Source organism: Caballeronia sp. NK8 (genome assembly GCF_018408855.1).
Taxonomy (GTDB): domain Bacteria; phylum Pseudomonadota; class Gammaproteobacteria; order Burkholderiales; family Burkholderiaceae; genus Caballeronia.
Genome location: NZ_AP024325.1, coordinates 1,647,128 through 1,670,875 on the forward strand (window position 1 = coordinate 1,647,128; position 23,748 = coordinate 1,670,875).

Sequence of the window (23,748 nt, forward strand, 5' to 3'; positions counted from 1 at the left end):
ATGCCCTCACCCGCAGTCTTCCGAATCTGCCAGATTCGCCTGGCCCGAACGCGCGCCATCGATGCGCTGAAGCGCGTACAGAAAGCCCATCGTCCTGCCCGCCTCGCTGAGCCGCTCCAGTTCTTCTGACAATGCCTCGTCCCGATTCCCTCTTCCACACGCGACGAGCGCGCGCGCACGCGCCACCACGAACGCGGAAAAGGGCGACGGTTCGCGGCGCGCGTAATCTTCGAGCGCCGTCGCGTGATGCGCGGCCGCGTCCCAGCGCGCGAAGTCGATGCATGCGTCTATCGCGTCACGTCGAAACAGAAAGTGATTGTGACTCACCGCTCCGGCGGCGAGCAACGCTTCGCCTTCCGCGAGCGCGCTTTCGAAGACGTCGACGTCATCGGTCACGCGCGCAAGGACGCCCAGATAGCTTGCGCCGAGATACGTCATACCGGTCTCGCGACTGATCGAGAGCGCCTCGTTGATATCGTCGAGCGCTTCACGCCGACGGCCCGCCACGCGATGCAACTCCGCGCGCAGCGCGAGCGCCTCGCCTTCGAAGCGCCGCGATTTCAGTTCGCGCGCGCACTGCAACGCCGGACCGACATGCTCCCAGGCACGCGCCCATTCGCCGAGATCGTGCAGACAGTGCCACGCGGCGTGATGCGCGACCGCGAGCGCCCGCAGATGCCCGACCTTTTCCGCCGCGTTGACGCTGGCGAGCGCGGCGTCGAGTCCGGCGTTCGCGTCGCCGATAAACCATGCGGTGATAGCGCGCATCGGCAGATTGGCGACTTCGATTCGCCCGAACCCGTGACATCGGCTAAGTTCGATGCAGCGGCTAAATGCGTCGTGTGCGCTGATCATGCGCCCGCGCATGTACTCGCCGTCGCCGAGCCCGCCGAGCGCGGCGGCCTCCCGTTCGGGATCCTGCACGTCGCGCGCGAGCGCAAGGCTGCGGCCGTGTTCGCGGATGCACCCTTCGATATCGCCGCGCGGAAAACACAGATTGCCGCGCAGAAAGTGAATGCGCGACGCTTCGCGCGGAAGATCCCGGGCGACGGCGGCCGCGCAGTCGAGATCGGCCCAGGCGCCGTCGAGATCGTCGATGACGCGCTTCACGGTCGCGCGCCCGATCCACGCACGGCAGCGCTGCGCGTCGTTCGCGGCGGCTTCGAGCGCGGTTTCGAAGGCATCGAGCGCGGAGGTCATGTCGCCCGTGTCGTGCAGGATATCGCCGCGAAGGCATTCGAGCGCGACTCGGTCGTCCTGTGTTTGTGCGACTTCGAGTCCTCGCTCGACCAGCCGCAGCGCGGATTCATGGCGATACGCCGACGCCTGCGCGCGCGCCGCGTCGCAATAGGCGCGCGCCGCCTCATCGTCCGCCGCGCGATCGAGATGTTCGGCCCGCAAGACCGGATCGCGCGCGCCGTACCACTGCGCCGCCTGACGATGCAGCTCGCGGCGAGCGCTTTTCAGCAGCCCGTCGTAGATGGCGTCGCGGATCAGTGCGTGATGAAAGATGAATCCGCTGCCCTGACGTCGCAACAGAAGGCTCGTCACGAGCGATTCCATCGCGGCGCCGGCGCCGGTTGCATCGACGAGATGGTCGACTGCGTCCTGCTCGAAGCGCTGGCCGAGCACCGAGGCCGCCTGCAGGACGCGCTTGTCCGCGGGATCGAGCCGGTCGAGCCGCGCCTGCACGAGACTGCGCACCGAACCGGGCACGCCGGTTCCCGCGCCTTCCTTCGCGTCGTTGAGCAACTGTTCGAGAAAGAGCGGATTTCCCGCCGCCCGCGCGATGCAGCGCCCGGCAAGATCCGCGTCCGCGCCGGGAAACGATTCGGCCATCGCCTGCGCTTCGCTCGGGCTGAGCGGAGCCAGATCGACGAGCGTGTACTGGGCGTCGTCCAGGGCATCGCTCAGCGTGCGCGCGGTCAGCAGCAGCATCGCCGGACAGAGCGCCACCGTCGCGGAGAGCGCTGCGAGCTGCCGCAGCGTCGATCCGTCCGACCAGTGAATATCCTCGACGGCCAGCAGCCGGGGCCGCCGGCGGCTCGCGCGCCGGACCAGCAGGGTCAGCACTTGCAAGCGGCCGCGCACCCGCATCGCGTTGTCCATCGCCTCGTAGACCGCGCGGTCCGCGAAGGTCATCGGCAAGTCGAGCAGATCGTCGAGAAAGAGCGTGTCGCCGGGGTCGATCAGGCCATCGGCGAGCGCGCGTTCGATGGCGCTCGAAGCGGCATCTTCATCGAAATCCAGCAGTCCGCGCGCGAGCGACTGGATCGCATCGCGTCCGGTCGTCGCGCCGAAATCGAGCACGAGACCGCCGTGGCAGGCGAATCCGGCATCGCGCGCGGCACGTTCGATTTCCTCGACGAGCCGTGTCTTGCCGATCCCGGCCTCGCCGCGCAGCACAACGGTGCGCCCGCCGCCGCTTTCGCGGCACGATTCGAGCATGGCGCACAACTGCCGCAGTTCGTCGCAGCGGCCGACGAACGCGCGCTCGCGGATCGAGCGCCGGAAACCGGTAACGCACCACGCCGGGACAGAAGCCGCAAAGCCCTTGACGGCAAGCTCGCCGCGCGCGACGCAATCGAGGCGATCCGCCAGCGCGCGTCGCACGGCTTCCGATATCAGGATTTCTCCCGATCCGGCCGCGCCGGTGAGACGCGACGCGAGATTGACCGTCTCGCCGGTTACTGTGTACGCGCGGTGCGCCGCGCTGCCGGTGCCGCTGGCGACGACCTCGCCGCCTGCAATGCCGATATGCACGAAGACCGGACGCGCGAGCGCGCGGGACAGGCCGGGCATCGCATCCCTGATCGCGAGCGCGGCGCGCACGGCGCGTTCGAGATCGTTTCCATGCGCGACCGGCGCGCCGAACACCGCCATGATCGCGTCGCCGACATGTTTGTCGATGTGTCCGCCGTGTTGATCGACGATGCGATCGACCTGCTCGAAGTACCGGTCGAGCACGGCGACGACGTCTTCGGGATCGGCTTCACGGCTCATCTCCGTGAAGCCGCACAGATCGGCGAAGAGCACGGCGACTTGCCGTCGCTCTCCTTTCGCTTCGCATGGTGTCGCGGCGGCATGGCGAAGCTCGGCCAGCGCATCGAGCAGCTTGCGGCGATGCCCGACCGAAGCGATGCCGAGTTCCTTCAGATCATCCGCGGTGAGACGGCGCAGCACGTCGGCATCGATGGCGTTCTCGCGGAACACCGGCTCGTACCGTTCCATCCCGAGGCTGCGCAGCCAGGCGGCGACGTCCACGATCTCTCCCGAGCGGAAAGTGTCTCTCAAAAGATAGCACGCGCGGTGGCGTTCTACGTCACAGACCGCGACCAATCTGTCCGATGAACGCGTCGATGACCGCCTCGTTTCTCGACAGGAAAACGAACTGACCGACGCGCGTCGAGACCAGCAGTCCGGCCCCGATCAGCGCGGCGACATGGGCCGAGACCGTCGATTGGGAAAGCCCGCTGCGCGCCTGAATCAGGTTCAGCGGCACGCCCTGTCCAAAAGCAACACGCTCGTGCGCGAACACCGCATCCGGCGTTTTCAACCACGCGAGAATCTCGCGGCGCAGCGGATTGGCGAGCGCCTTGTGTATCAGATTCGCATCCATGATCCTGTTCCGTGCGCGTCAGAACATGTCCGTTCCGGCTGCGCCGTTCATGGCCGCGAGCGGCGAAACGTGCTCCGACCGGGACGGAATGAACGGACCCGTGATCATGCTCGAATAGCTTTGTCCCGGACCGACCATCGGAAACACATCGGCGTTCTGATCGATCATCACTTCCAGAAAAGCGGGGCCGTCGAACTCCACGAAGGCTCGAAGCTTGTCCTCCAGTTCGCCTGGCGTTCGCACGCGGGCGGCGAAATCAAATCCATCGGCCCGCGCCGCCAGCACGAAATCCTTGCGATGCAGCGCCTTGTCGCTCACGAACAGCCGCCCGTCGTAAAAGAGGCGCTGCCACTGCCGGATCATCCCGTCGCCGCAATTGTTGAGCAGCAGCACCTTTACCGGAACGCCATACGTGCTGGCCGTTTCCAGTTCGCCGACGTTCATCCGGATGCTGCCGTCGCCATCGATATCGATCACGAGTGCGTCCGGCCGCGCGAACTGCGCGCCGATCGCCGCGGGCAAGCCGAATCCCATCGTTCCCATGCTGCCGGATGTGAGGAAGCTGCGCGGTTCGGCGAAGTCGAAGAACTGGGCCGCCCACATCTGATGCTGGCCTACGCCCGTGCTGATGATCGCGCGCCCGCCGGTGATTTCGCTGAGCTTCTCGATGACCCGTTGCGGCTGGATGGCGGCGCTATGCCGGTCGTAGTTCATGCCGTGCGTGCTTTTCAGCGCCGTCACCTCCGCGATCCAGTCCGAAGGAGCGCGCGCCGCCGGACCGAGGGTCATCATCGAACGAAGCGTGTCCTTCGCATCGCCCACGTGGGTCCAGTGCGCGCGCTTGACCTTGTCGATCTCCGCTTCGTCGATGTCGATGTGTGCGACATGCCTTGCCTTCGGTGCGAATGCTTCAGGACGGCCGCCGACTACGCGATCGTCGAAGCGCGCGCCCACCGCGATCAGGAAGTCGCAGTCCTCCACTGCGTAATTCGCGCACGCCGCGCCGTGCATGCCCAGCATGCCGAGCGCGAGTTCGTGTCGGGACGGCATGGCCCCGAGCCCCATCAGCGTCGTCACGACCGGAATCCGATAGCGTTCGGCGAACGCGCGCAACTCGGCGGCCGCGCCCGATGCAATCACGCCGCCGCCCGCGTACAGAAGCGGCCGCCTGCTGTGCGCAAGAAGATCGAAGAATTCGGCGCAGCCGCGTTCGTCGAGACGCGCGCCCTTCGCCACCTGGCGAAGACGATCGGCGTAGCCGCGAAACTGCAACGTGCCGTGTCCGCGATACGGCCCCCGCCAGTTCTGGATGTCCTTCGGCACGTCGACGACGACCGGCCCGCGCCGTCCCGTGCGCGCGATTTCGAACGCGGTACGCACCGTCTGTTCGAGCCGGCTCGGGTCGGTCACGAGAAAGACCTGCTTGGCACACGCCGACATGATGTTGAAGACGGGCGCCTCCTGAAACGCGTCGCTGCCGATTGCCGAGCGCGGCACCTGTCCGCAGATCAGCACGACGGGCACGGAGTCGCCGTTGCAATCCGCGATCGGCGTCACCGCGTTCGTCGCGCCCGGCCCCGACGTCACCATGAAAACGCCGACCTTGCCGCTGGCCCGCGCGTACCCGGCGGCCATGAAGCCCGCCGCCTGTTCGTTCGCCGGGACGACCAGCCTGATCTGCCGCTCGGGTCGATCCGCATGCGTTTCGTTGAAGCGGAACACGGCATCGTAGGTGGGCAGAATCGCGCCGCCGCTGTAGCCGAACAGGGTATCGACGCCTTGTTCGGCCAGCACGCGAAGGATGATGTCGGCGCCCGACATCGACTCGCCGGCAACGTGATTGAGATTGTGGTTCATGTTCGATCCTTGGCCCGTGCCTTACTTCGAAAATGCATGCGCGACGACTTCCGCCTGTCTCGCCGCGTGCACCGCGTGATATCCGGGCGCAGTCGATGCGGACGCGACGCGCCCCGCATACGACAAACTCGCGCGCGCGGGCAGAATCTCGCGCAGTTGCGGCTCGACAAAGCTCCACGCGCCCTGATTGCGCGCCTCTTCCTGACACCAGATCACGTGCTTCAGATTCGGATAGCGCGCGAACTCGGCGGCAAGTTGCCGCGACGGAAACGGGTACAACTGTTCGACGCGGATGATCGGCGTATCGTCGCCGCCATGTTTGCGCCGATAGTCGAGCAACTCGAAATAGACCTTGCCCGACGTCACGATCACGCGCTCCACGTTGGCGTCATTCGACGGATCGGTATGCTCGTCAGGCAGGATTTCACGGAACGCGCCGTGCGACAGTTCATCCAGCGCGCTGACGGCTTCCGGATGCCGCAGCAGGGACTTGGGCGTCATCACGATGAGCGGCCGACGGTCCGAAGCGAGCGCCTGCATGCGCAGCAGATGGAACAGTTGCGCGGGTGTGGTCGGTTGCGTGACGCGCATGTTGTCCTGCGCGCTCAGTTGCAGATAGCGCTCGAGCCGCGCCGATGCGTGCTCGGGCCCGGCCCCTTCCTGTCCGTGCGGCAGGAACAGCGTCAACGCGCTGCGCTGTCCCCACTTGGCGGCGCCCGCCGCAACGAACTGATCGATGACGACCTGCGCGCCATTCGCGAAGTCGCCGAACTGTGCTTCCCAGATCACGAGCGCATCGCGATTCACCGTCGAGTAACCGTATTCGAACGCAAGCACGGCCGCCTCGGAAAGAATCGAATTGGTCACCGTGAAGCGGCCCTGCGTTTCGCCGATGTGATCGAGCGGGATGAACACGCCGTCATCGCGCTTCGTACGCGTCTGGTCATGCAGCACCGCGTGACGATGATTGAACGTGCCGCGCGCACTGTCCTGTCCGCTCAGCCGCACATCGACGCCTCCATCGAGCAGCGAAGCGAAGGCGAGATGCTCGCCCATGCCCCAGTCGACCGGTTTCTTTCCGCTCGCCATGTCGCGACGCGCCGCGATCATCTTGCCGACCAACGGATGAAGCGCATAGCCATCGGGCACGCTCGCGACGCGTTGCGCCAGCGTACTCACACGCTCCTGCGACGGCGCGACATAACGCGGCGTGTCGCTCGCCTCCGATTCGGCAGAGCGCGTGTCCGTTTCATCGGCGCGGGCCTGATCGAGAATCTCGCGTCGCGCGTCGACCTGAGCGCTGGCCTGTTCCGATGTCAGCGCGCCCTGACTGATCAGCCTCCGCGCATAGAGCGCCCGCACGCCGGGATGCGCCGCGATCGCGCGATACATCAGCGGTTGGGTGATCGCGGGCGTGTCCTGTTCCTGATGCCCGTGCTTGCGGAAACAGACCAGATCGATGACGACGCTGCGCCCGAACTCCGTGCGATAGTCGAGCGCGAGGCGCACGGCCATGGCCACCGCTTCGGGATCGTCGCCGTTGACGTGCAGCACGGGCGCTTCGATCATCTTGACGATGTCCGTCGCATAGAACGATGAACGCGTGTCGCGCGGGTCCGAGGTCGTGAAGCCGATCTGATTGTTCACGACCACATGCACGGTCCCGCCCGTGCCATGCCCGCGCGTATAGGAAAGGCTCAAGGTTTCCATCACGACGCCTTGCCCGGACATCGCCGCATCGCCGTGAATCTCGACGGCGAGCACGCTGCCGGCATCGCCCGATGCGAGTGCGTCGGCCTTCGCGCGCGCCATGCCCTGCACGACCGGATTGACGATTTCCAGATGCGACGGATTGAACGCGAGCACGACTTCGACCGGTCCATCGGCGGTGTGCGCGACGGTGCTGTAGCCCTTGTGATACTTGACGTCGCCTTCCGGGAGCGTGTCGCCGTCCTTGCCGTCGAATTCATCGAAGAGCGCGTGCAAGGGCTTGCCCGCGACGTTCACCAGCACGTTCAGGCGGCCGCGGTGCGCCATGCCCATCGCCACGGAGCGCACCTTCTTCGACGCGCCGTAACGCACCAGTTCGTCGAGCAGCACGATGAGCGATTCGCCGCCTTCGAGCGAAAAGCGCTTCTGCCCGACAAAGCGTGTATGAAGATACTTTTCGAGCCCCTCGGCGGCCGTCAGTCGTTCGAGGAACCGGCGCCTTTCGGCGAGCGCAAACGACGGCGTCGCGCGCGTCGATTCGAGTCTCATCTGCCACCAGCGCCGCTCGTTCGCGTCCGTCAGATGCATGAATTCCGCACCCAGCGTGCCGGTGTAGGTCTGTTCGAGCGCGGCGACGATCTCGCGCAGCGTGGCGTCTTCGTCGAAGAAGTACGTGTCGGCTGTGCTGAAGCGAGTCGACAGGTCCGCCGCCGTCAAGCCGTAATAGGCAGGCGTGAGTTCAGCGAGCGGGCGCGGCGGCTCCCAATGCAGCGGGTCCAGGTCGGCGCGTCGCGTGCCGACGGTCCGGAACGCGGCGATCAGCGCCTGCACCGCCACCTGCTTTCTGGCGAGCGCGAGGCCGTTATCGGGCGATATCGGCAAGCCGTGCGGACGCTTCGCGAACTCGATGAAACTGGACACCACGGGCGCGTGCGGTTCGTCATCGCGATCGCTGCCGTCGATGGCGGGCGCTTCGCTCAAGGCATCGAAATAGCCGCGCCATTCATCCGTGACCGCTGCCGGATCGGTCAGATACAGCTCGTACTGCTCCTCGACATACGGCGCATTGGCGCCGAACAAAAATGAGCTCCTGCGTGTTTCGGTCAACATGATGCGTGTCCTTTGCGTGATGCGCGGCGTGTGCTTCGACCGCTCTGGTACGAAGTCTAGTCAGCCGCAGACGCGACGAAACACCCATCTGGCGCGATGTCGGGCCAGTCGATATCCGATTTGGGCCAGCGCCGAAATGGCGGCATCGCGCGCACGCGAAGCGCGCGTTTGTTACATCGCGGCAAAAGTCATTTACCGGTCACGGTGTCTGCCAGGCGCATGCCTTCGGATAGACTGGGTCATCGATGGCGGTTGACGGTTCCACTTGATGAAGGTCACAGCATGAAAGTCGCCCTTGTTCTGTTCGACGGCGTGCAGGCACTCGACGTTGCAGGCCCGCTCGATGTGTTCGCCGAAGCCAACACGCATCTGCCCGCGCATCAGCGCTACGAGGTCTCGCTCGTCGGACGCGAGGCGGGCGTCGTCGCCTGCTCGAACGGCATGCAGGTGCTCGTGCCGGTCGGCTATCTCGATTCCGATATCCAGTACGACTTGCTGCTCGTGGCCGGCGGACCGGAGTTGCCCGACTGGGACCCGCCGCGCGAATTCCTCGCGTGGCTGCGCAGGCAGGCGCGCGGCGCGGCGCGCTTCGGCTCGGTCTGCAATGGCGCGTTCGTGCTCGGACATGCGGGTCTGCTCGACGGCAAGCAAGTCACCACGCACTGGTCCGACGCGGGCCATCTCGCCGATGCGTTCCCGCAGGCGCGCGTGCAACCCGACCGCATCTTCATTCGCGATGGACGGCTGTTCACTTCGGCGGGCGTATCGGCGGGCATCGATCTGTGTCTGTCGCTCGTCGCCGAGGACTGGGGACATGAACACGCCGTGCGCGTCGCCAAGCGGCTCGTCGTCTACATTCAGCGTGAAGGCGGTCAATCGCAATACAGCCCATATATCGGTGCGGACAAGGAAGAAGCGCCGCTCATCGGCAAGGTGCATCGGTACGTGACGGATCACATCGCCGATGCGCTGTCGATCGAGCAACTGGCGAGCGCCGTTTCGGTGAGCCGCCGGACCTTCTCGCGCGTGTTCGCCAAGTATGCGAAGGTGACGCCATCGGCGTTCGTCGAGCAGGTTCGCGTCGACTCCGCGAGGAAGCTGCTCGAAGAAAGCGATGCGCCGCTCAAGACAGTCGCGTACAGGTGCGGCTTTCACAACGCCACGCATATGCGTACGACATTTTCCCGGCGGCTGAACGTCACGCCGAGGCAGTATCGCGAGCGGTTTCGCGGCACCGTGGACATCCAGCCTGCGGCTCGTGTGCATGTCGATGTCGCCGAGCACATCGAGCTGGAAGAACTGGCGGAAGCTGCGTAAGGACACTCATGATCGCAGCGGATTCATCGGGCACGCTCGCCGATATCCTCGCGCCGTCATTATCGGTCGTTTTCTGCGGCATCAATCCGGGCATACTCGCCGCCGCGACGGGACATCATTTCGCGGGCCGAGGCAATCGCTTCTGGCGGGTCGTGCATCTGGCTGGCTTTACGCCGGAACTGCTGCGTCCCGAAGATGATCGCGCATTGCTTCGATACGGATGCGGGCTCACGACCGCCGTCGCGCGCGCGACCGCGCGAGCGGATCATCTGTCGCGCGTCGAGATCGAAGCGGCGGCGTCGGCATTCGAGCGCAAGATCGAGCAGCACGCGCCGCGATACATCGCGTTCCTCGGGAAGATGGCCTTGTCCGCGATGACCGGCCAGCGCGAGATCGCGTGGGGACTGCAAGCGCAACCCTTCGGCGGGGCCACGGCGTGGGTGCTGCCAAATCCGAGCGGCCTGAACCGCGCGTTCAGTCTCGATGCGCTGGTGGACGCTTACCGCGAACTGAGGATGGTCGCCTGTCCTCGCTGCGCAGATGCGGGTTCGTGCGCAACGCCTCCGTGACGAATTCCAGAAATGCGCGAATCTTCCCGCTCGCGCCTCGTCGTTCGACGTGCAGCATGTTCACCGGAACCGGCTCGGGCTCGAACGCCTTCAGAATGGGGCGAAGCCTGCGTCCCAATACTTCGGGCATCGCCTGGTATGAAAGCAACTGTGTGATGCCAACGCCGTCGCTGGCCGCAGCGATGGCCGCCGGCGCGAGATCGACGATCATGCGCGGCTGAAGCCGCACGGGCAACCGCGCGCCGCGCTCCCTGAAGACCCATTCCAGCGGATTCGTCACGCCCGTGAAGGACACGCAGTCGTGATGCGTCAGTTCTCTCGGATGAACCGGCTCGCCGCGCGTCTGAAGATAGGCCGGGGCCGCATACGTCCGCCGGCGCACGAAACCCAGCGGCACCGCGAAGGTCGTCGAGTCGCCCAGATGACCGATACGAATGGCGATATCCACGCCTTCCTCCAGCAGCCGCGTGGTGCGATCGACGTACGCCGCATGGATGCTGACGTCCGGATAGCGCAGCGCAAAGGCATTGACGAGCGGCGCGACGAAGCGCTGGCCGAACAGCACCGGCGCCGATATGGTTAGGGTTCCTACCGGTTTGACGTGGTAAGCACCGATGTTCGCTTGGGCATCCGCGACGGCATCTAGAACGTGTCGGCAGGCATCGAGATAGGCCACGCCCGCATCCGTGGGCCGCACCGAACGCGTCGTGCGTGCGAGAAGTTGCGCGCCCGTACGCGCTTCGAGCGAATTGAGCGCCCTCGATACCGCGGCGGTCGACAAGCCAAGCTTCTCCGATGCACTCGTAAAGCTCCCGCTGTCGACGATCGCCACGAAGACTTCCATCTCTCGCAATCTGTCCATTCCGATTTCCCGCCACGACTCGTTTCGAATGGGAGTGTAAGCGGCATGTTCGCAATGTGCGTCGTCTTGGCCCGCATCGGAAACAGATTGGCCATTTCTGAAGCCATGTCCCGAACCGCGCATTCATTGGCCTGATTTGCATCTCGACCAAGCTTCGACAAACACGCACCGTCTACGACAATGAAGAGCCCCATTTGTGCAACCTCAACGAAGAGTCTGTCATGTTCTCTGCAATGCTCGAAGTCAATCCGATTCCCGACCAGTTCGATGCCTATCTCAACATGGCGAAGATGCTGCGGCCCGAACTCGAAGCGATCGACGGCTTCATCGACAACACCCGCTACGCAAGCCTGACCCGGGAGGGATGGCTTCTGTCGCTGTCGAGCTGGCGCGATGAAAAGTCGCTGGTGCGGTGGCGTACCACCACCAAACATCACAAGATTCAGCAGGCTGCGCGCGATCGCGTGTTCGCGGACTATCGGCTGCGCATCGGGCAGATCGTGACGGACACGCATGTACCCGAAGGTCACGCGCTGGTCGAGCAACGGCTCGATGTCACGGAAGCGGGCGCGGGCAAAGCGGTGACGCTGCTCGACGCGAGACGCGTGCCGGACTGGATCGCGCAGGCCGGGCCGCATGTCGTGGCGCGGTCGCTGGGCATCGATGAAGCAGCGCCCGGTCTCGTCGCGTGGGACGTGTTCCACGCGCTGCTGACGCCCGGCGACGTGATCGCCGTGGCGACGTGGCGCGATCAGGCGGCGGCCGAATCGTTCGAACGCGAAGCTTCGCGCCCGAGCGATGTGCGCCTGCGTCACATTCGCGTGATCCGTGAATACGGCATGTTCGATCGACGCGAAGCGCCGCAATTCTTTGAAGAAGCGCAACGCAAGGCGTGATTGTTTCGTCTCCATACGTGCGCGCCAGAAGAGAACGACCGGACGTGCTCGCCGCTTCATTCCAACGGCGAGCACTTATGCGCGCGCATGGACGCGACGCGCCTATACTCCATAGCATTCCAGAATAACCGCGCACTCGACGCTGGCAAGAAACACACGCGAAATGGCCCAATAGCCGGCCTGTCTCCGCTTCATCTCGCGCCACTCCCTTTCTAGAATTCCAATAAGCCGATTCCGGGTTGCGGCGCATCAATCATCGATCCCGGATGCGATGCCAGGTTGAACACGTTCAGACACCGAACTCTCATGACACACGTCACTTCCACAGCAAGCGGCCGGCAAGACGCGATAGTCGCGCCGGCACCCGCAGAGCTTCCCGTGAAGGAAGCCACGCTTTCACTCCGGCTTGCCATCGGCTTGATCGGGATGCTGCTCGCGTCCCTGCTCGCAATACTGAACGAGCAAGTCACCGCGTTCGCGATGGCCGACATTCAGGGCGCACTTTCGATCGGACATGACGACGGCACCTGGCTGACCACCCTGTTCGAAGCGGCCAACGTCGCGACGATGGTCTTCGCGCCGTGGTTCGGCATCACCTTCACGCTCAAGCGGTTCACGATCGGCGCGGTCGTGGCCACGATGCTGTTCGGCTTCCTGTGCCCGTTCGCGCCGAACCTTCCGTCGCTCTATACGTTGCGCGTGTTGCAGGGCATCGCGGGCGGCTGCCTGCCGCCGATGCTGATCATCGTCGCGCTGCGCTATCTTCCGCCCCGAATCAAGCTGTACGGGCTCGCCGGCTATGCGCTGACCGCGACTTTCGGACCGGCGCTCGGCACGCCGCTCGCCGCGCTCTGGACCGAGTACTTCAGCTGGAAGATGGCGTTCTGGCAGATCGTTCCGCTCGGCATCGCGACCTGCGTGGCGATCCAGCAAGGCCTGCCCGACGATCCGCTCAAGCTCGAACGTCTGCGTTCGTTCAACTGGTCCGGATTCCTGACCGGATGCCCGGCCATCGCGATGCTCGTGATCGGCTTTCTGCAAGGCGATCGCCTCGACTGGCTGAACTCGGATCTCATCCGCGTGATGTTCATCGGCGGATCCGCGCTGCTGGTGGCGTTTCTCATCAACGAATGGTTTCATCCGCTGCCGTTCTTCAAGCTCCAGTTGCTGCAGCGACGAAACTTTTCGCACGGACTCACGACGCTCGCGGGCGCCGTGATTCTCCTGGTCGGCGTTGCCGCGATACCTGGCCAGCATCTCGCGCGGCTTCACGCGTATCGCGCGTTGCAGACGACGCCGCTGTCGCTGCTCGTCGCGCTGCCGCTGTTGATCACGCTTCCGCTGACCGCCGCCGTGCTGAATCTGAAGCGTGTCGATTCCCGCTGGGTGATGGCGCTCGGGCTGTGTCTGATGATCGCGACCTGCGTGATGGGCAGCTTCATGACATCCGAATGGATCCGTGACAACTTCTACCTGTTGCAGTCCTTGCAGATCGCCGCGCAACCGATGGTGATCGTCGCGATCCTGATGGGCGTCACGACGGGTCTGCCACCCACGGAAGGCCCGTTCGCCTCGGCGATGTTCAACTCGCTCAAGACCTTTTCCGCCGCGATGGCGACGGGTCTCATCGAAGGTCTCGGCACGGCGCGCGAGCGCTTTCATTCGAACGTGCTCGTCGATCAGCTCGGCAATCGCGCGCTCATCACCGATCAGAGCATCGACGCGACGCACGGCGTCGGCGAGCTCGCGCACCGGGTGCATGAGCAGGCGCTCGTGCTGATGTCGGCGGATCTCTATCGCGTGATGGCTTGCGTCGCCGTCGCGCTGCTGTTTCTCGTTCCGTTGTTGCCCGTGCGTATCTATCCGCCGTGGACTTCTTCTCCGCCGTCTTCTCATTAAGGGACGCTTGCCATGTCATCCTTCATCCGCTCCCACTCCAGACTCATTCGCATCGCCGCGCCGGTGCTCGCGCTCGCCGTCATCGCCTGGGTATGCGTCAGACTGCTGTCCGGTTCGTCCACCGAATCCACCAACGACGCCTACGTCCACGCTGATTTCACGCTCGTGGCACCGCGCATTGCAGGCCAGATTTCGGAAGTGCCGGTCGAAGACAATCAGTCGGTCAAGGCGGGGCAACTGCTCGTGCGTATCGATGACCGCGACTATCGCGCCGCGCTGATGAGCGCGCAGGCCGACGTCGACGCGGCGCGCGCGGCTGTCGCGAACTTCGCTGCCGAAATCGCGCGGCACCCCTCGCTGGTCGAGCAGGCGCGCGCGACCCTGCGTTCCGATCAAGCGGCGATCGGCTTCGCGCGTGCGAACGCGTCGCGCTATCAGAATCTCTCGGAGACGGGCGCGGGCACGGCGCAGGAACAGCAGCGCGCATCGAGCACGCTGGCGCAACAGATTGCGCAGCAGGAGCACGACCGCGCCGCATTGACGACGACCGAACAGAACCTCGATGTGCTGCGCACCCAACGCGACAAGGCCGCGGGCGCGCGAGCGCGCGCCGAGGCGGCGCTGGAGCAGGCGAAACTGAATCTGTCGTACACCGAGATTCGCGCGCCCGTCGATGGCAAGGTGGGCCGGCGCTCTGCGCGCGTCGGCGCGTTCGTGACGCCGGGCGCGCCGGTGCTGGCCATCGTGCCGCTGTCGGATGCGTATGTCGTCGCCAATTTTCAGGAAAACCAGATCACGCGGATGCGGCCCGGCGAGCGCGTGCACATCAAGGTCGACAGCTTTCCGGGCGTCGTCATCAACGGCCATGTCGATAGCCTCGCGCCTGCGACCGGCGTGAGCTTCGCACCCATCGCGCCCGACAACGCGACCGGCAACTTCACGAAGATCGTGCAGCGCGTGCCGGTCAAGATCACGATCGATCGCGGACAGGAAGCGGCATCGGCGCTGAGCGTGGGGCTTTCGGTCGAAGCGGAAGTGGCCGTGGGCCGGCGCGGCGAAACACTCGCGAAAGGAGGCGACACAGAATGAAATCGACCGATACTTCTCTTCGTGCAATCGCTCTCGCCGTTCTCGCGAGCCTCGCGATGGCGGGATGCACGGTCGGGCCTGATTTTCAGCCTCCGAAGTCCGCCACGCCGGAGGTCTTCGAAAGAACCCAGACGGCGCAGGCATCGAGCAAGGCGGTGCAGGCGGACTTCAACTCGGACTGGTGGACACTGTTCGACGATCCCGTGCTGAACGCGCTCGAAAAGCGTCTCGCCGACGCCAATCTCGACGTGGCCGCGGCCTCCGCCCGGCTGCGTCAAAGCCGCGCCGAACAGCGCGTGGCCGGCGCGGCCCAGCTTCCCACGCTCGATGGCGCGGCGTCGTACTATCGCGAACGCGGCAGCGAGAACGGTGTGCTGTCGCTGCTGGGCGTCACGCCGTCGCAGAGTCAGCCGCAATCGGCGTCCGGCGACGCGCCGCTCGGTGTGTCGGGCATGCCCGGCTCCAAGGGCTCGCCGGCCTACAACCTGTATCAGGCCGGCTTCGATGCGTCCTGGGAAATCGATATCTGGGGCCGCGTGCGGCGCGGCGTCGAAGCGGCGGGCGCGCTGACCGACGCGTCCTATGAAGACCGCAACGCGATCCTGCTTTCGGCCCGCGCGGAGCTCGCGCGCAATTACGTTGAATTGCGCGATACGCAGTCGCTGCTGGAGATCACGAGACAGAATCTCGATATCGCGCGCGATGCCGTGAGGCTCACGAAAATTCGGGTGCGCGAAGGCGTCACGACGGACCTGGACGTCGCCAACGCTTCGGCGCAGATGGAAACCATCGAAAGCCTGATTCCGACGCTCGAATCGCATCGCGATACCACCATCAATGCGATCGGCGTGTTGCTCGGCGAACAGCCGGGCGCGCTGCGCAAGATGCTCAGCGAAACGCGTGAAGTGCCGAAGTTGCCCGATCAGGTGCCGATCGGCTTTCCGTCGGAACTCGCGCAGCGTCGGCCCGACATCAAGAAAGCCGAGGCGACGTTGCACGCGGCGACGGCATCGATCGGCATGGCGAAGGCCGATTTCTATCCGCGTATTTCGTTGAACGGTAGCGCGGGGTTCCAGAGCTTGCAGCTTTCCAGTCTGGCCGATTGGGCGTCGGGGCAGTTTGTCGTCGGGCCGTCGATCACGTTTCCGATTTTCGAGGGCGGGCGTCTCAAGGGAACGTTGCAGTTGCGCGAGGCGCAGCAGCAGGAAGCGGCGATTCTGTATAAGCGCACTGTGCTGGATGCCTGGCGCGAAGTCGATGACGCGCTGCTCGTCTACGACGCCGAACAGCGACGGCGCGAGCGGCTCGCCTCGGCGGTGAGCCTCAATCAGCGCGCGCTCGCCGTCGCGCAACAGCGATACAAGGCCGGCGCCCTCGATTATCTCGATGTGCTCAACGTGCAGAAGCAGTTGCTGGAGGCGCAGAGCAATCTCGAACAGAGCAAGGCCAAGGCCGCGGAGAATCTCATCACGTTGTGCAAGTCGCTTGGGGGTGGGTGGGAGACGACTTATGATGGCAGGTACGCGGGGCGTTGAACCGCGGATGGCAAAAGGCCGGAGCACGTGGGCTCCGGCCTTAATGAGATGGTCAGCCTGACCGAAATGGCCCGATCGGCTTACGCTAATCGGGCCATTTCCTTTTCTGGGAGGCCATCATGGCGAACGCTACGCTTATCGGCATCGACCTGGGCAAGCACTGTTTCTTCGTACATGCGCAGGACGCACGCGGCGCGCAGGTTTGGCGCAAGAAGATGACCCGCAAGCAGCTCTATGCGTATTTGGCCACCTGTCCCGTGGCCGTGTTGGCGATGGAAGCTTGTGCTGGCGCGCATTGGTTGGCGCGTAAATGTCAGTTGTATGGGCATCGGGTCCGCTTGATTGCGCCGCAGTTCGTCAGGCCGTTCGTAAAAGGCAATAAGACCGACTTCGCCGACGCCGAAGCAATCTGCGAAGCCGCCTCTCGCCCCGCCATGCGTTTGGTCACAGTCAAGACAGCCGAACAGCAGACGCTGCTCGCGCTACATCGGGTGCGCGAATCGCTTGTCGGCGAACGCACGGCAACCAGCAATCAGATTCACGCTTTCCTGCTCGAATTCGGTATCGACTTGCCAATTGGTGCGCTGGCCATTACGCGCCTGCCGGTGCTTCTTGATGATCCCAGACACGCATTGCCGCCCACGATGGTGGCCTTGTTGCTGCGTTTGCATCAGCGCTACGCGCAGTTGAGTCGGGAAATCGTCGAGCTTGAGACACAAATCAAGCAGCAGACGTTGGAAGATGAAGCCGGCCAGCGCCTGCTCACGATTCCGGGAATCGGCCCGATCACCGCCAGCAGCTTGCTGGCAATGGCTGGCGACGCGCGCGCGTCCAAATGTGGCCGTGACTTCGCCGCATCCCTCGGTCTGGTTCCTCGCCAGCATTCGACCGGAGGCCGAGCGACTCTTCTAGGGATATCCAAGCGCGGCAACAAGCAGTTGCGCAGCCTGCTGGTGCAAGGAGCGCGTGCGGTGATGCGTTACGCCGAGCGGAGAACAGATGCGCTCGGGCGCTGGCTACAAGCTCTGCTGCGACGCCGTCACAGCAACGTGGTTGCCTGCGCACTGGCCAACAAAATGGCCAGAATCGTTTGGGCGATTCTGGCCAAGGGTGGCGAGTACCGGGCGCAACCGGCTATCGCTTGAACAACTTTCCTGCCTGCTTTTGCGACCACTGACCTGTGATGAAGATAAACGGCTCACTGCCCAGTTGAAAACCTGACATGAAATCCAGTCTTGCAGACTGAGGCTTTTTTGAGGACAACTGGGCGCGGCTTCTCATCGAGGGCCGGGCGCTCTGATCCGCGCCCATTTCGAGCCCGGATACATTTGCGCAAGCCCTTTTATCGTAGGTCACAGTTGAGGTTGCAAAGACCAGGCTGACCATACATTTTCATTGGGACGCCTCTTAGCTACCCCTCGACTATCCGCACGTCGTACTCTTCATCGACGAACGCGACGATGAATTCTTCAGGCATCAGCCACGAATCGACGCTGACCGTCTTCGTATCGATGTCGACGTGCACTTTCGCATCTGCGTCGACGGTACGCATCGCGTGTTCGAGCGTTGCGATATCGCCGGAATGGATGTGCTGCTTGACCGAGAATTTCATTTGCATGGCTCCAGTAGTGAACTAACGATTTCAATCTAGGCGCATTCATCGAAGATTTGCACACCCGTCGCTGACCAACAGTCTTGCGTCGCGCGTACAAATTCAGGATCACTTTCTAATGCCCACCCGCACCCGCCGCGCCGGCACCCGCGCCCTTTCCAGGTTTCGTCAACCAGATCAGCGGCACGATCGCGATGAAGATCACCGCCGACAACCAGAAGATGTCGTTGAGGCCGAGCATCGCGGCTTGCGTCGTCAGCGAACGCTCGAAGAACGCCAGCGCCTGCGACGGACTGCCGCCGAGCGCGCTCTGCATCGAATCGATCGCGCCGACGAACGCGGGGTTATGCACGCTCGCCTGCTCGGCGAGCTGCGCGTGATGCAGGATGGTCCGGTCATTCCAGCCCGTCGTCGCGAGCGAGGTGCCTACCGCGCCCGCGAACACGCGCACGAAGTTCGAGAGCCCCGCCGCTGCGGGAATCTTCGCGGGCGGCAGGCCGGACAGAATGATCGCCGTGAGCGGCACGAAGAACAGCGCGGTCGGAATGCCTTGCAGCAGCGTCGGCACGACGAGCGTGTACGTATCCACACCGGTCGTGTAGTGAGAGCGCATGAAGAACACGGCCGCAAAGCCGAAGAACGCGAGCGTGGCGAGCACGCGGGCGTCGGAGCGCGGCATCAGCTTGCCCATCACGGGCGCGAGGATCACGGCGAAAATGCCGAGCGGCGCGGTGGCGAGACCGGCATCGACGGAACGGTAGCCGAGATAGCCCTGCATCCATTGAGGCAGCAGCACGAGGTTCGAAAAGAACACCGCATAGGCGACGGAAATCGCCACCGTCCCGCCCAGAAAATTGCGCCCCGCGAAGAGTTTGATGTCGATGACCGGGTTCTTCTCCGTCAGCTCCCAGATCAGAAAGAACGCGAAGCTGATGAGCGCGAAAACGCCCAGCGCGACGATCACGGGCGAGTCGAACCAGTCGAGATCCTTGCCCTTGTCGAGCATGATCTGCAATGACGCTACCCAGGCGATCAGCGAGAGCAGCCCGATCTTGTCGATCGGCACGCGTTTCACCGGCGTTTCGCGTTCGCGATAGATCGCCCACGTCACGCCCGCCGCGAACAGCCCGACCGGAATGTTGATGTAGAAGATCCACGACCACGAATAACTGTCGGTGATCCAGCCGCCGAGCGCGGGTCCGGCGATGGGGCCGACAGTCGCGGTCATCGCCCAGAGAGCGAGCGCGGTCGAGCTTTTCTCTTTCGGATACGAACCGAGCAGGATGGCCTGCGACAGCGGAATCAGCGGACCGGCCACCGCGCCCTGCAGAATCCGCGCGGCCAGCAGCGTCGGCAGATTCGGCGCGATGCCGCACAGCCACGACGACACGACGAACAACAATATCGCCCACACGAACAGCTTGATTTGCCCGACGCGCTGCGTGAGCCACCCGGTCAGCGGAATCGAGATCGCGTTGGCGGCGGCGAAGAGCGTGATGACCCACGTGCCTTCATCGACGGAAACGCCGAGATTGCCCGCGATGGTCGGAATCGCCACATTGGCAATCGATGAATCGAGCACGTTCATGAAGGTCGCGAGCGCGACGGCGAGCGTCGCCAGAACCAGTTTGCCGCCTTGCAGCGGCGCGGGTTGAGTCGTCGGGTTCATTGCATCACCTGAAGTGTCTATGACTGACTTGTCAGCTATTTGATCGAAAAAATTGGCGTGTCAGCGGGCCGCGTGTGAACTCTGCGGCATCGCGTTCTCCGCGATGATCCGTTCAATCTCCGCGTTCGCCTCTTCGCCGTAGCGGCTGAAGACATCGGTTCGATATGACGTGGTCGATGCCGCGCCCAGTTGCGTGCCGGATTCATCGCGCGTTGCCACTTCCACCGCCATCGAAAGGCCGATACGCAATGGATGCGCGTCCAGTTCGCGCTGATCGAGCCGGATACGCACCGGCAGGCGTTGCACGACCTTGATCCAGTTGCCTGTCGCGTTCTGCGCGGGCAGCACCGCGAAGGCCGCGCCCGTGCCCGCCGAGAAGCCTTCGACGTGACCGTGATACTTCACCTTCGAGCCGTACGCGTCGGCGCTCAGCGTGACCGGCTGCCCGATCCGCATGTGCGCGAGTTGCACTTCCTTGAAGTTGGCATCGACCCAGACGCCGTCGAGCGGCACGATCGCCATGAGCGGCTTGCCGGGCGCGACGCGCTCGCCGACCTGCACGGAGCGGCGCGCGACATAGCCGGTCACCGGCGCGGGCAGCGTGTTGCGCGCGTGATCGAGCCACGCATCGCGCACCTTGGTCGCGGCGGCCTGCACGTTCGGATGCCGTTCGATCGACGTGCGGTCCGTGAGTGCGTGATTCGCTTCGGATTGCTGACGCACCGCGTCGAGTGCGGCCTGCGCGGCGCTCACGGCATCGCGCGCGTGAGCAATGTCTTCGCCGGACACCGCGCCCGATTCGGCGATCGTCAGGCGGCGTTTCAGGTCGGATTGCGCGCGCGTCAGATCGGATTGACGTTGCGCGACGGTGGCCGCGTAGTAGGCATTGTTGACGTACAGGCTGCTCACTTGCCGGACCGTCTGCGCGAGATTCGCTTCGGCGTTGGCGAGCGCGACTTGCGCGTCGGCGGCATCGAGTGTGACGAGCGGCGCGCCCTGATGCACGATCTGCGTGTCGTCGGCGTTCACGGCGATCACGGTGCCGCTCACTTCCGGCGTCAGTTGCACGAGATTGCCGCTGACGTAGGCATCGTCGGTCGATTCGAAATAGCGGCCCGTCGTGTAGTAGTAGCCGCCCCAGCCCGCGCCCGCCGCCACGATCGCCGCCGCGAGCAGTGAGAGCAGCAGCCTGCGCGTCTTGCGCGGTTTGAGATCGGCGGCGGGCTGGGGTTGATCGGTGATGCTGCGTTCGGTGGTGAGGGTGTCGCTCATGTTGGTGCTCCGGTTCAATAAGGTCGATCAGCGTGCGGCCAGCGCGTCGGCGGATGTGTCGACATAGCCGCCGCCCAGCGCGGCCGCGAGCGCGATTTGCTGATCGCGCCGGTCCATCTTCAGATTCGCGACGGCGCGTTCGGCCGCGAGTGCGTTGGTCTCGGCGTTCAGCACGGTGAGCTGATTCGCGAGACCCGCGCGGTATTGCGTGAGCGCAAGCTGTTGCGCGCTGTGGGCGGCGTCCTGCGCGACGTTCGCATCGACGAGTTGCGCGTCGGTCGAACGGATCTGCGAAAGTTGCGTGGCGACGTCGCTGAGTGCAGTGACGAGCGTCTGGTTGTAGGTCGCGACGGCGTAATCGAAATCGGCATAGCGGCCTTTCAACTGGGCGCGCAACGCACCGCCGTCGAAGATCGGCAGATGGATCGCCGGGCCCGCCGACATCGTGCGGCTCGCCGCCGTCAGGAGCCGCCCGAAGCCGAACGCGTCCAGCCCGAGCGACGCGCTCAGGTTGATGTCGGGATAGAACTCCGCCTTCGCTTCCTTGATGTCGTGCGTCATCGCGTCGACGCGCCAGCGCGCCGCGACGATGTCCGGGCGGCGGCTCACGAGATCGGCCGGAAGATTGGCGGGCAGGCGCACCTCATCGCCGATGCCGAGTTGCGGACGCGCAATCGACAGACCGCGATCCGGGCCCTTGCCGAGCAGCGCCGCAAGCTGATAGCGGGTCGCGACGATACGGCCGTCCAGCGCGCCGAGCGTCGCGCGGCTTGACGCAAGATCGGCCTCGGCGGTCTTGCGTTCGACTTCGGTGTCGAGCCCGCTGCCGATCCGGCCCGCCGTGATGCGCAGGATCCGTTCGCGTTCGCCGACCTCGTTCTGCGCGATATCGCGCAGCGCATAAAGACGCGCGAGCTGGTTGTACGTCCGCGCGATGGACGCATCGAGCGCAAGCCGCACGGCTTGTGCATCTGCCGTGCTCGCCTGTACCTGCGAAACGGCGGCGTCGAGCGCCGCGCGGTTCTTGCCCCACAGGTCGAGTTCATACGAAGCCGAGAGCAGTCCCTTGTTCTCGGATTGCCACGATCCGGCGTACGGCGGCGGCACGAGCGCATTCTCGGAAAAGCGTTGACGCGTGTACGAATATGACGCGCCGACCTGCGGCATCGTGTTCGCCCGCGCGGTTTCGCTATACGCCGACGCCGCCGCGATGCGAGCGCGCGCCTGCTCGAGCGTCGGGCTGCCGGTAAGTGCTTCGTCGAGCAGCGCGCGCAGTTGCGCGTCGCCGAACTGGCCGGCCCAATCGGGCGCGGGCCAGCGGCCTTCGTCGGCGGGGAGGCTCTGCTGCGTGGCGAACGCCTGCGGCTGGGCCATTTCCTTGTCGCTATGGATGCCGGCGTAATTCGCGCACGCGGAGAGCACCGCGGCGAACATCAGCGTGACGCCGGTTTTCGCGGCCCGCGAGATCAACGGATGACGACTTGGTTGCTGTTTCATTTTCTGACCTGTCAGATAAATGGACGAAAAAAACGCGTGGGCAATATGCGTCACGCGCTCAGTCTTCGAGGAATTTGTCGAGCAGGCGGCGCAGTTCCTGAAACTCGCTCTTGGTGAACTTCCTGAGACGCCTGTTCAGCACCACCGGGACGATATGCGGCAACTCGTCGGCAACCTTTTCGCCTTCGCGCGTCAGCGTGAGATTGACGACGCGGCGGTCTTCGAGACTGCGCGTGCGTTGCAGCAAGCCCCTGGTTTCGAGCTTGTCGAGCATGCGCGTCATGAGGCCGGTATCGATGCCGAGCAGTTTCGACAATTCGAACGGCGTTTGCGTCACGCCGCCGCGCATGGACATGAGAATGCCCGTCTGCTGGGTGGTGATGCCGAGGTCCTTCAAGGCTGCGTCAAGCTCGCCGACGAGGAGGTTGCGCGCCTTGTTGACGGCGAAGCCGACGCTCTTGGTCAGGGAAAAGCTTTCGGGGGTGTAGTGATCCATGTTGGTTCTCCGGTGCTGCGAACTTCCATGGAACGTAAATTTACTGCAAAGTCAGAATTTGTCAATGTCTATTTTTTGGTGCCAGACGATCACCCCCGCGCAGCACTTTCCGCCACGCAACTGAACGAAACGGTGGCGGTCTGCTCTTCGAGTGAACGAATGCCGCTAGTCGCCTCCGAGCGAACCACCACGCGCTGCGAGCGCTGCTTGCAGTAATCGGTGGCTGCGTCCATTGCGGCATTGCGCGCGGTCACCCACGACATGCGCGTGCCGGTCGCCTTGCCGGTAACCGTGTACGTGTCGGGCTTCGCGCCGGCCGTGACGCCGTTGGTCGTACCGCATGCGGCGAGCAGACAGGTAAGTGCGATCGTCCCGAACGCGCGTGGCGTCGAGAGCATTGATCTGAGGGAAGAAAACATATTCGCGGACCGTGAATTTGAGATACGGCCCGAATGGTACAAGCGCCCGCGAATTTCTTCACGGATCAGAAGAAAGACGGCAGTTTGTCGTTCCCGCTCAAGCCTGCGCGATGCGCTCCAGCAAGTGCTGCAAGCGGGAATGCTGACAGGGCGCGAGTCCCGGCGTCGCAAGCGCCTGCACGACGCGTCCGCGCCAGTATGTCTTGGAGAAGAGCGAATTCGCACCTTCGAGGCTGAGTACCTGCTCGAGGTGTTCGATCGCCGAGTCGAGATGACCGACGCTATAGGGATGTGTGCCTGCGCCGAGGTTGTTCATGGCA

Annotated in this window: 19 protein-coding genes; 7 read left to right on the forward strand and 12 right to left on the reverse strand. The window is 64.3% G+C overall.

The features are described from left to right. Positions 1 to 6 precede the first annotated feature (6 nt). Genes NK8_RS32705 through NK8_RS32720 form a run of 4 tightly spaced genes read right to left on the reverse strand, consistent with a single transcriptional unit; the run spans position 7 to position 8,296 of the window. Entirely contained in the window at positions 7 to 3,264 is a 3,258-nt protein-coding gene (locus NK8_RS32705; protein WP_213232428.1) for an adenylate/guanylate cyclase domain-containing protein, read from the reverse strand. Between the two features lie 58 nt (positions 3,265 to 3,322). Continuing rightward, the gene (locus NK8_RS32710) at positions 3,323 to 3,619 is read right to left on the reverse strand and encodes a helix-turn-helix transcriptional regulator (protein WP_213232430.1); all 297 of its coding nucleotides are present in this window, start codon (positions 3,617 to 3,619) and stop codon (positions 3,323 to 3,325) included. 18 nt (positions 3,620 to 3,637) lie between these two features. After that, positions 3,638 to 5,440, reverse strand: a complete 1,803-nt coding sequence (gene ilvB, locus NK8_RS32715; protein WP_213233287.1) for a biosynthetic-type acetolactate synthase large subunit — start codon at positions 5,438 to 5,440, stop codon at positions 3,638 to 3,640. Positions 5,441 to 5,497: 57 nt separating this feature from the next. Beyond that, positions 5,498 to 8,296, reverse strand: coding sequence for a 2-oxoglutarate dehydrogenase E1 component (locus NK8_RS32720; RefSeq protein ID WP_213232432.1), 2,799 nt, complete (start codon positions 8,294 to 8,296; stop codon positions 5,498 to 5,500). A gap of 282 nt (positions 8,297 to 8,578) precedes the next feature. Here NK8_RS32720 and NK8_RS32725 point away from each other — a divergent pair, with 282 nt between their 5' ends. Together NK8_RS32725 and mug are read left to right on the forward strand one after the other, a co-directional pair. Continuing rightward, positions 8,579 to 9,613 carry a GlxA family transcriptional regulator gene (locus tag NK8_RS32725; protein ID WP_213232434.1) on the forward strand — a complete coding sequence of 345 codons (1,035 nt, stop codon included), beginning with the start codon at positions 8,579 to 8,581 and terminating at the stop codon, positions 9,611 to 9,613. An 8-nt stretch (positions 9,614 to 9,621) separates the two neighbouring features. After that, positions 9,622 to 10,182 carry a G/U mismatch-specific DNA glycosylase gene (gene mug, locus NK8_RS32730; protein ID WP_213232436.1) on the forward strand — a complete coding sequence of 187 codons (561 nt, stop codon included), beginning with the start codon at positions 9,622 to 9,624 and terminating at the stop codon, positions 10,180 to 10,182. On the opposite strand, the gene NK8_RS32735 is transcribed toward mug, so the two are convergent. Beyond that, positions 10,088 to 11,044: a LysR family transcriptional regulator gene (locus NK8_RS32735; protein WP_213232438.1), complete on the reverse strand. Its 957-nt coding sequence runs from the start codon at positions 11,042 to 11,044 to the stop codon at positions 10,088 to 10,090. The two genes, mug and NK8_RS32735, sit on opposite strands and share 95 nt — an antisense overlap. Before the next feature lie 221 nt (positions 11,045 to 11,265). On the opposite strand from NK8_RS32735, the gene NK8_RS32740 reads away from it, so the two are divergent. The 5 genes from NK8_RS32740 to NK8_RS32760 all read left to right on the forward strand — a co-directional run bounded on the left by NK8_RS32740 (position 11,266) and on the right by NK8_RS32760 (position 17,608). Further along, positions 11,266 to 11,940 (forward strand): antibiotic biosynthesis monooxygenase, encoded by a 675-nt coding sequence (locus NK8_RS32740; protein ID WP_162070404.1) that lies wholly within the window; start codon positions 11,266 to 11,268, stop codon positions 11,938 to 11,940. A 306-nt stretch (positions 11,941 to 12,246) separates the two neighbouring features. Then, entirely contained in the window at positions 12,247 to 13,839 is a 1,593-nt protein-coding gene (locus NK8_RS32745) for an MFS transporter (protein WP_213232440.1), read from the forward strand. 12 nt (positions 13,840 to 13,851) lie between these two features. Next, positions 13,852 to 14,928: an HlyD family secretion protein gene (locus NK8_RS32750; protein ID WP_213232442.1), complete on the forward strand. Its 1,077-nt coding sequence runs from the start codon at positions 13,852 to 13,854 to the stop codon at positions 14,926 to 14,928. Next, positions 14,925 to 16,463 carry an efflux transporter outer membrane subunit gene (locus tag NK8_RS32755; RefSeq protein WP_213232444.1) on the forward strand — a complete coding sequence of 513 codons (1,539 nt, stop codon included), beginning with the start codon at positions 14,925 to 14,927 and terminating at the stop codon, positions 16,461 to 16,463. The genes NK8_RS32750 and NK8_RS32755 overlap by 4 nt, the downstream gene beginning before the upstream one ends. Positions 16,464 to 16,582: 119 nt before the next feature. Next, a complete protein-coding gene (locus tag NK8_RS32760) occupies positions 16,583 to 17,608 on the forward strand; it encodes an IS110 family transposase (RefSeq protein ID WP_213232446.1) in 1,026 nt (341 codons plus the stop codon). 266 nt (positions 17,609 to 17,874) lie between these two features. Here NK8_RS32760 and NK8_RS32765 read toward each other — a convergent pair whose 3' ends face one another. From NK8_RS32765 to NK8_RS32795, 7 genes are all read right to left on the reverse strand, one after another. Further along, positions 17,875 to 18,075: a copper chaperone gene (locus NK8_RS32765; RefSeq protein ID WP_213232448.1), complete on the reverse strand. Its 201-nt coding sequence runs from the start codon at positions 18,073 to 18,075 to the stop codon at positions 17,875 to 17,877. 115 nt (positions 18,076 to 18,190) lie between these two features. Continuing rightward, a complete protein-coding gene (locus tag NK8_RS32770; protein WP_213232450.1) occupies positions 18,191 to 19,744 on the reverse strand; it encodes a DHA2 family efflux MFS transporter permease subunit in 1,554 nt (517 codons plus the stop codon). Between the two features lie 60 nt (positions 19,745 to 19,804). Next, a complete protein-coding gene (locus tag NK8_RS32775; RefSeq protein WP_213232452.1) occupies positions 19,805 to 21,016 on the reverse strand; it encodes an HlyD family efflux transporter periplasmic adaptor subunit in 1,212 nt (403 codons plus the stop codon). Positions 21,017 to 21,043: 27 nt separating this feature from the next. Continuing rightward, on the reverse strand, positions 21,044 to 22,513 hold the full coding sequence (locus tag NK8_RS32780) for an efflux transporter outer membrane subunit (RefSeq protein WP_213232454.1): 1,470 nt from the start codon (positions 22,511 to 22,513) through the stop codon (positions 21,044 to 21,046). A 58-nt stretch (positions 22,514 to 22,571) separates the two neighbouring features. Beyond that, entirely contained in the window at positions 22,572 to 23,009 is a 438-nt protein-coding gene (locus NK8_RS32785) for a MarR family winged helix-turn-helix transcriptional regulator (protein ID WP_213232456.1), read from the reverse strand. Positions 23,010 to 23,098: 89 nt separating this feature from the next. Then, positions 23,099 to 23,407, reverse strand: coding sequence for a hypothetical protein (locus NK8_RS32790; RefSeq protein WP_225936462.1), 309 nt, complete (start codon positions 23,405 to 23,407; stop codon positions 23,099 to 23,101). Positions 23,408 to 23,525: 118 nt separating this feature from the next. Next, positions 23,526 to 23,744 carry a hypothetical protein gene (locus tag NK8_RS32795; RefSeq protein WP_162070394.1) on the reverse strand — a complete coding sequence of 73 codons (219 nt, stop codon included), beginning with the start codon at positions 23,742 to 23,744 and terminating at the stop codon, positions 23,526 to 23,528. Positions 23,745 to 23,748: the final 4 nt, after the last annotated feature.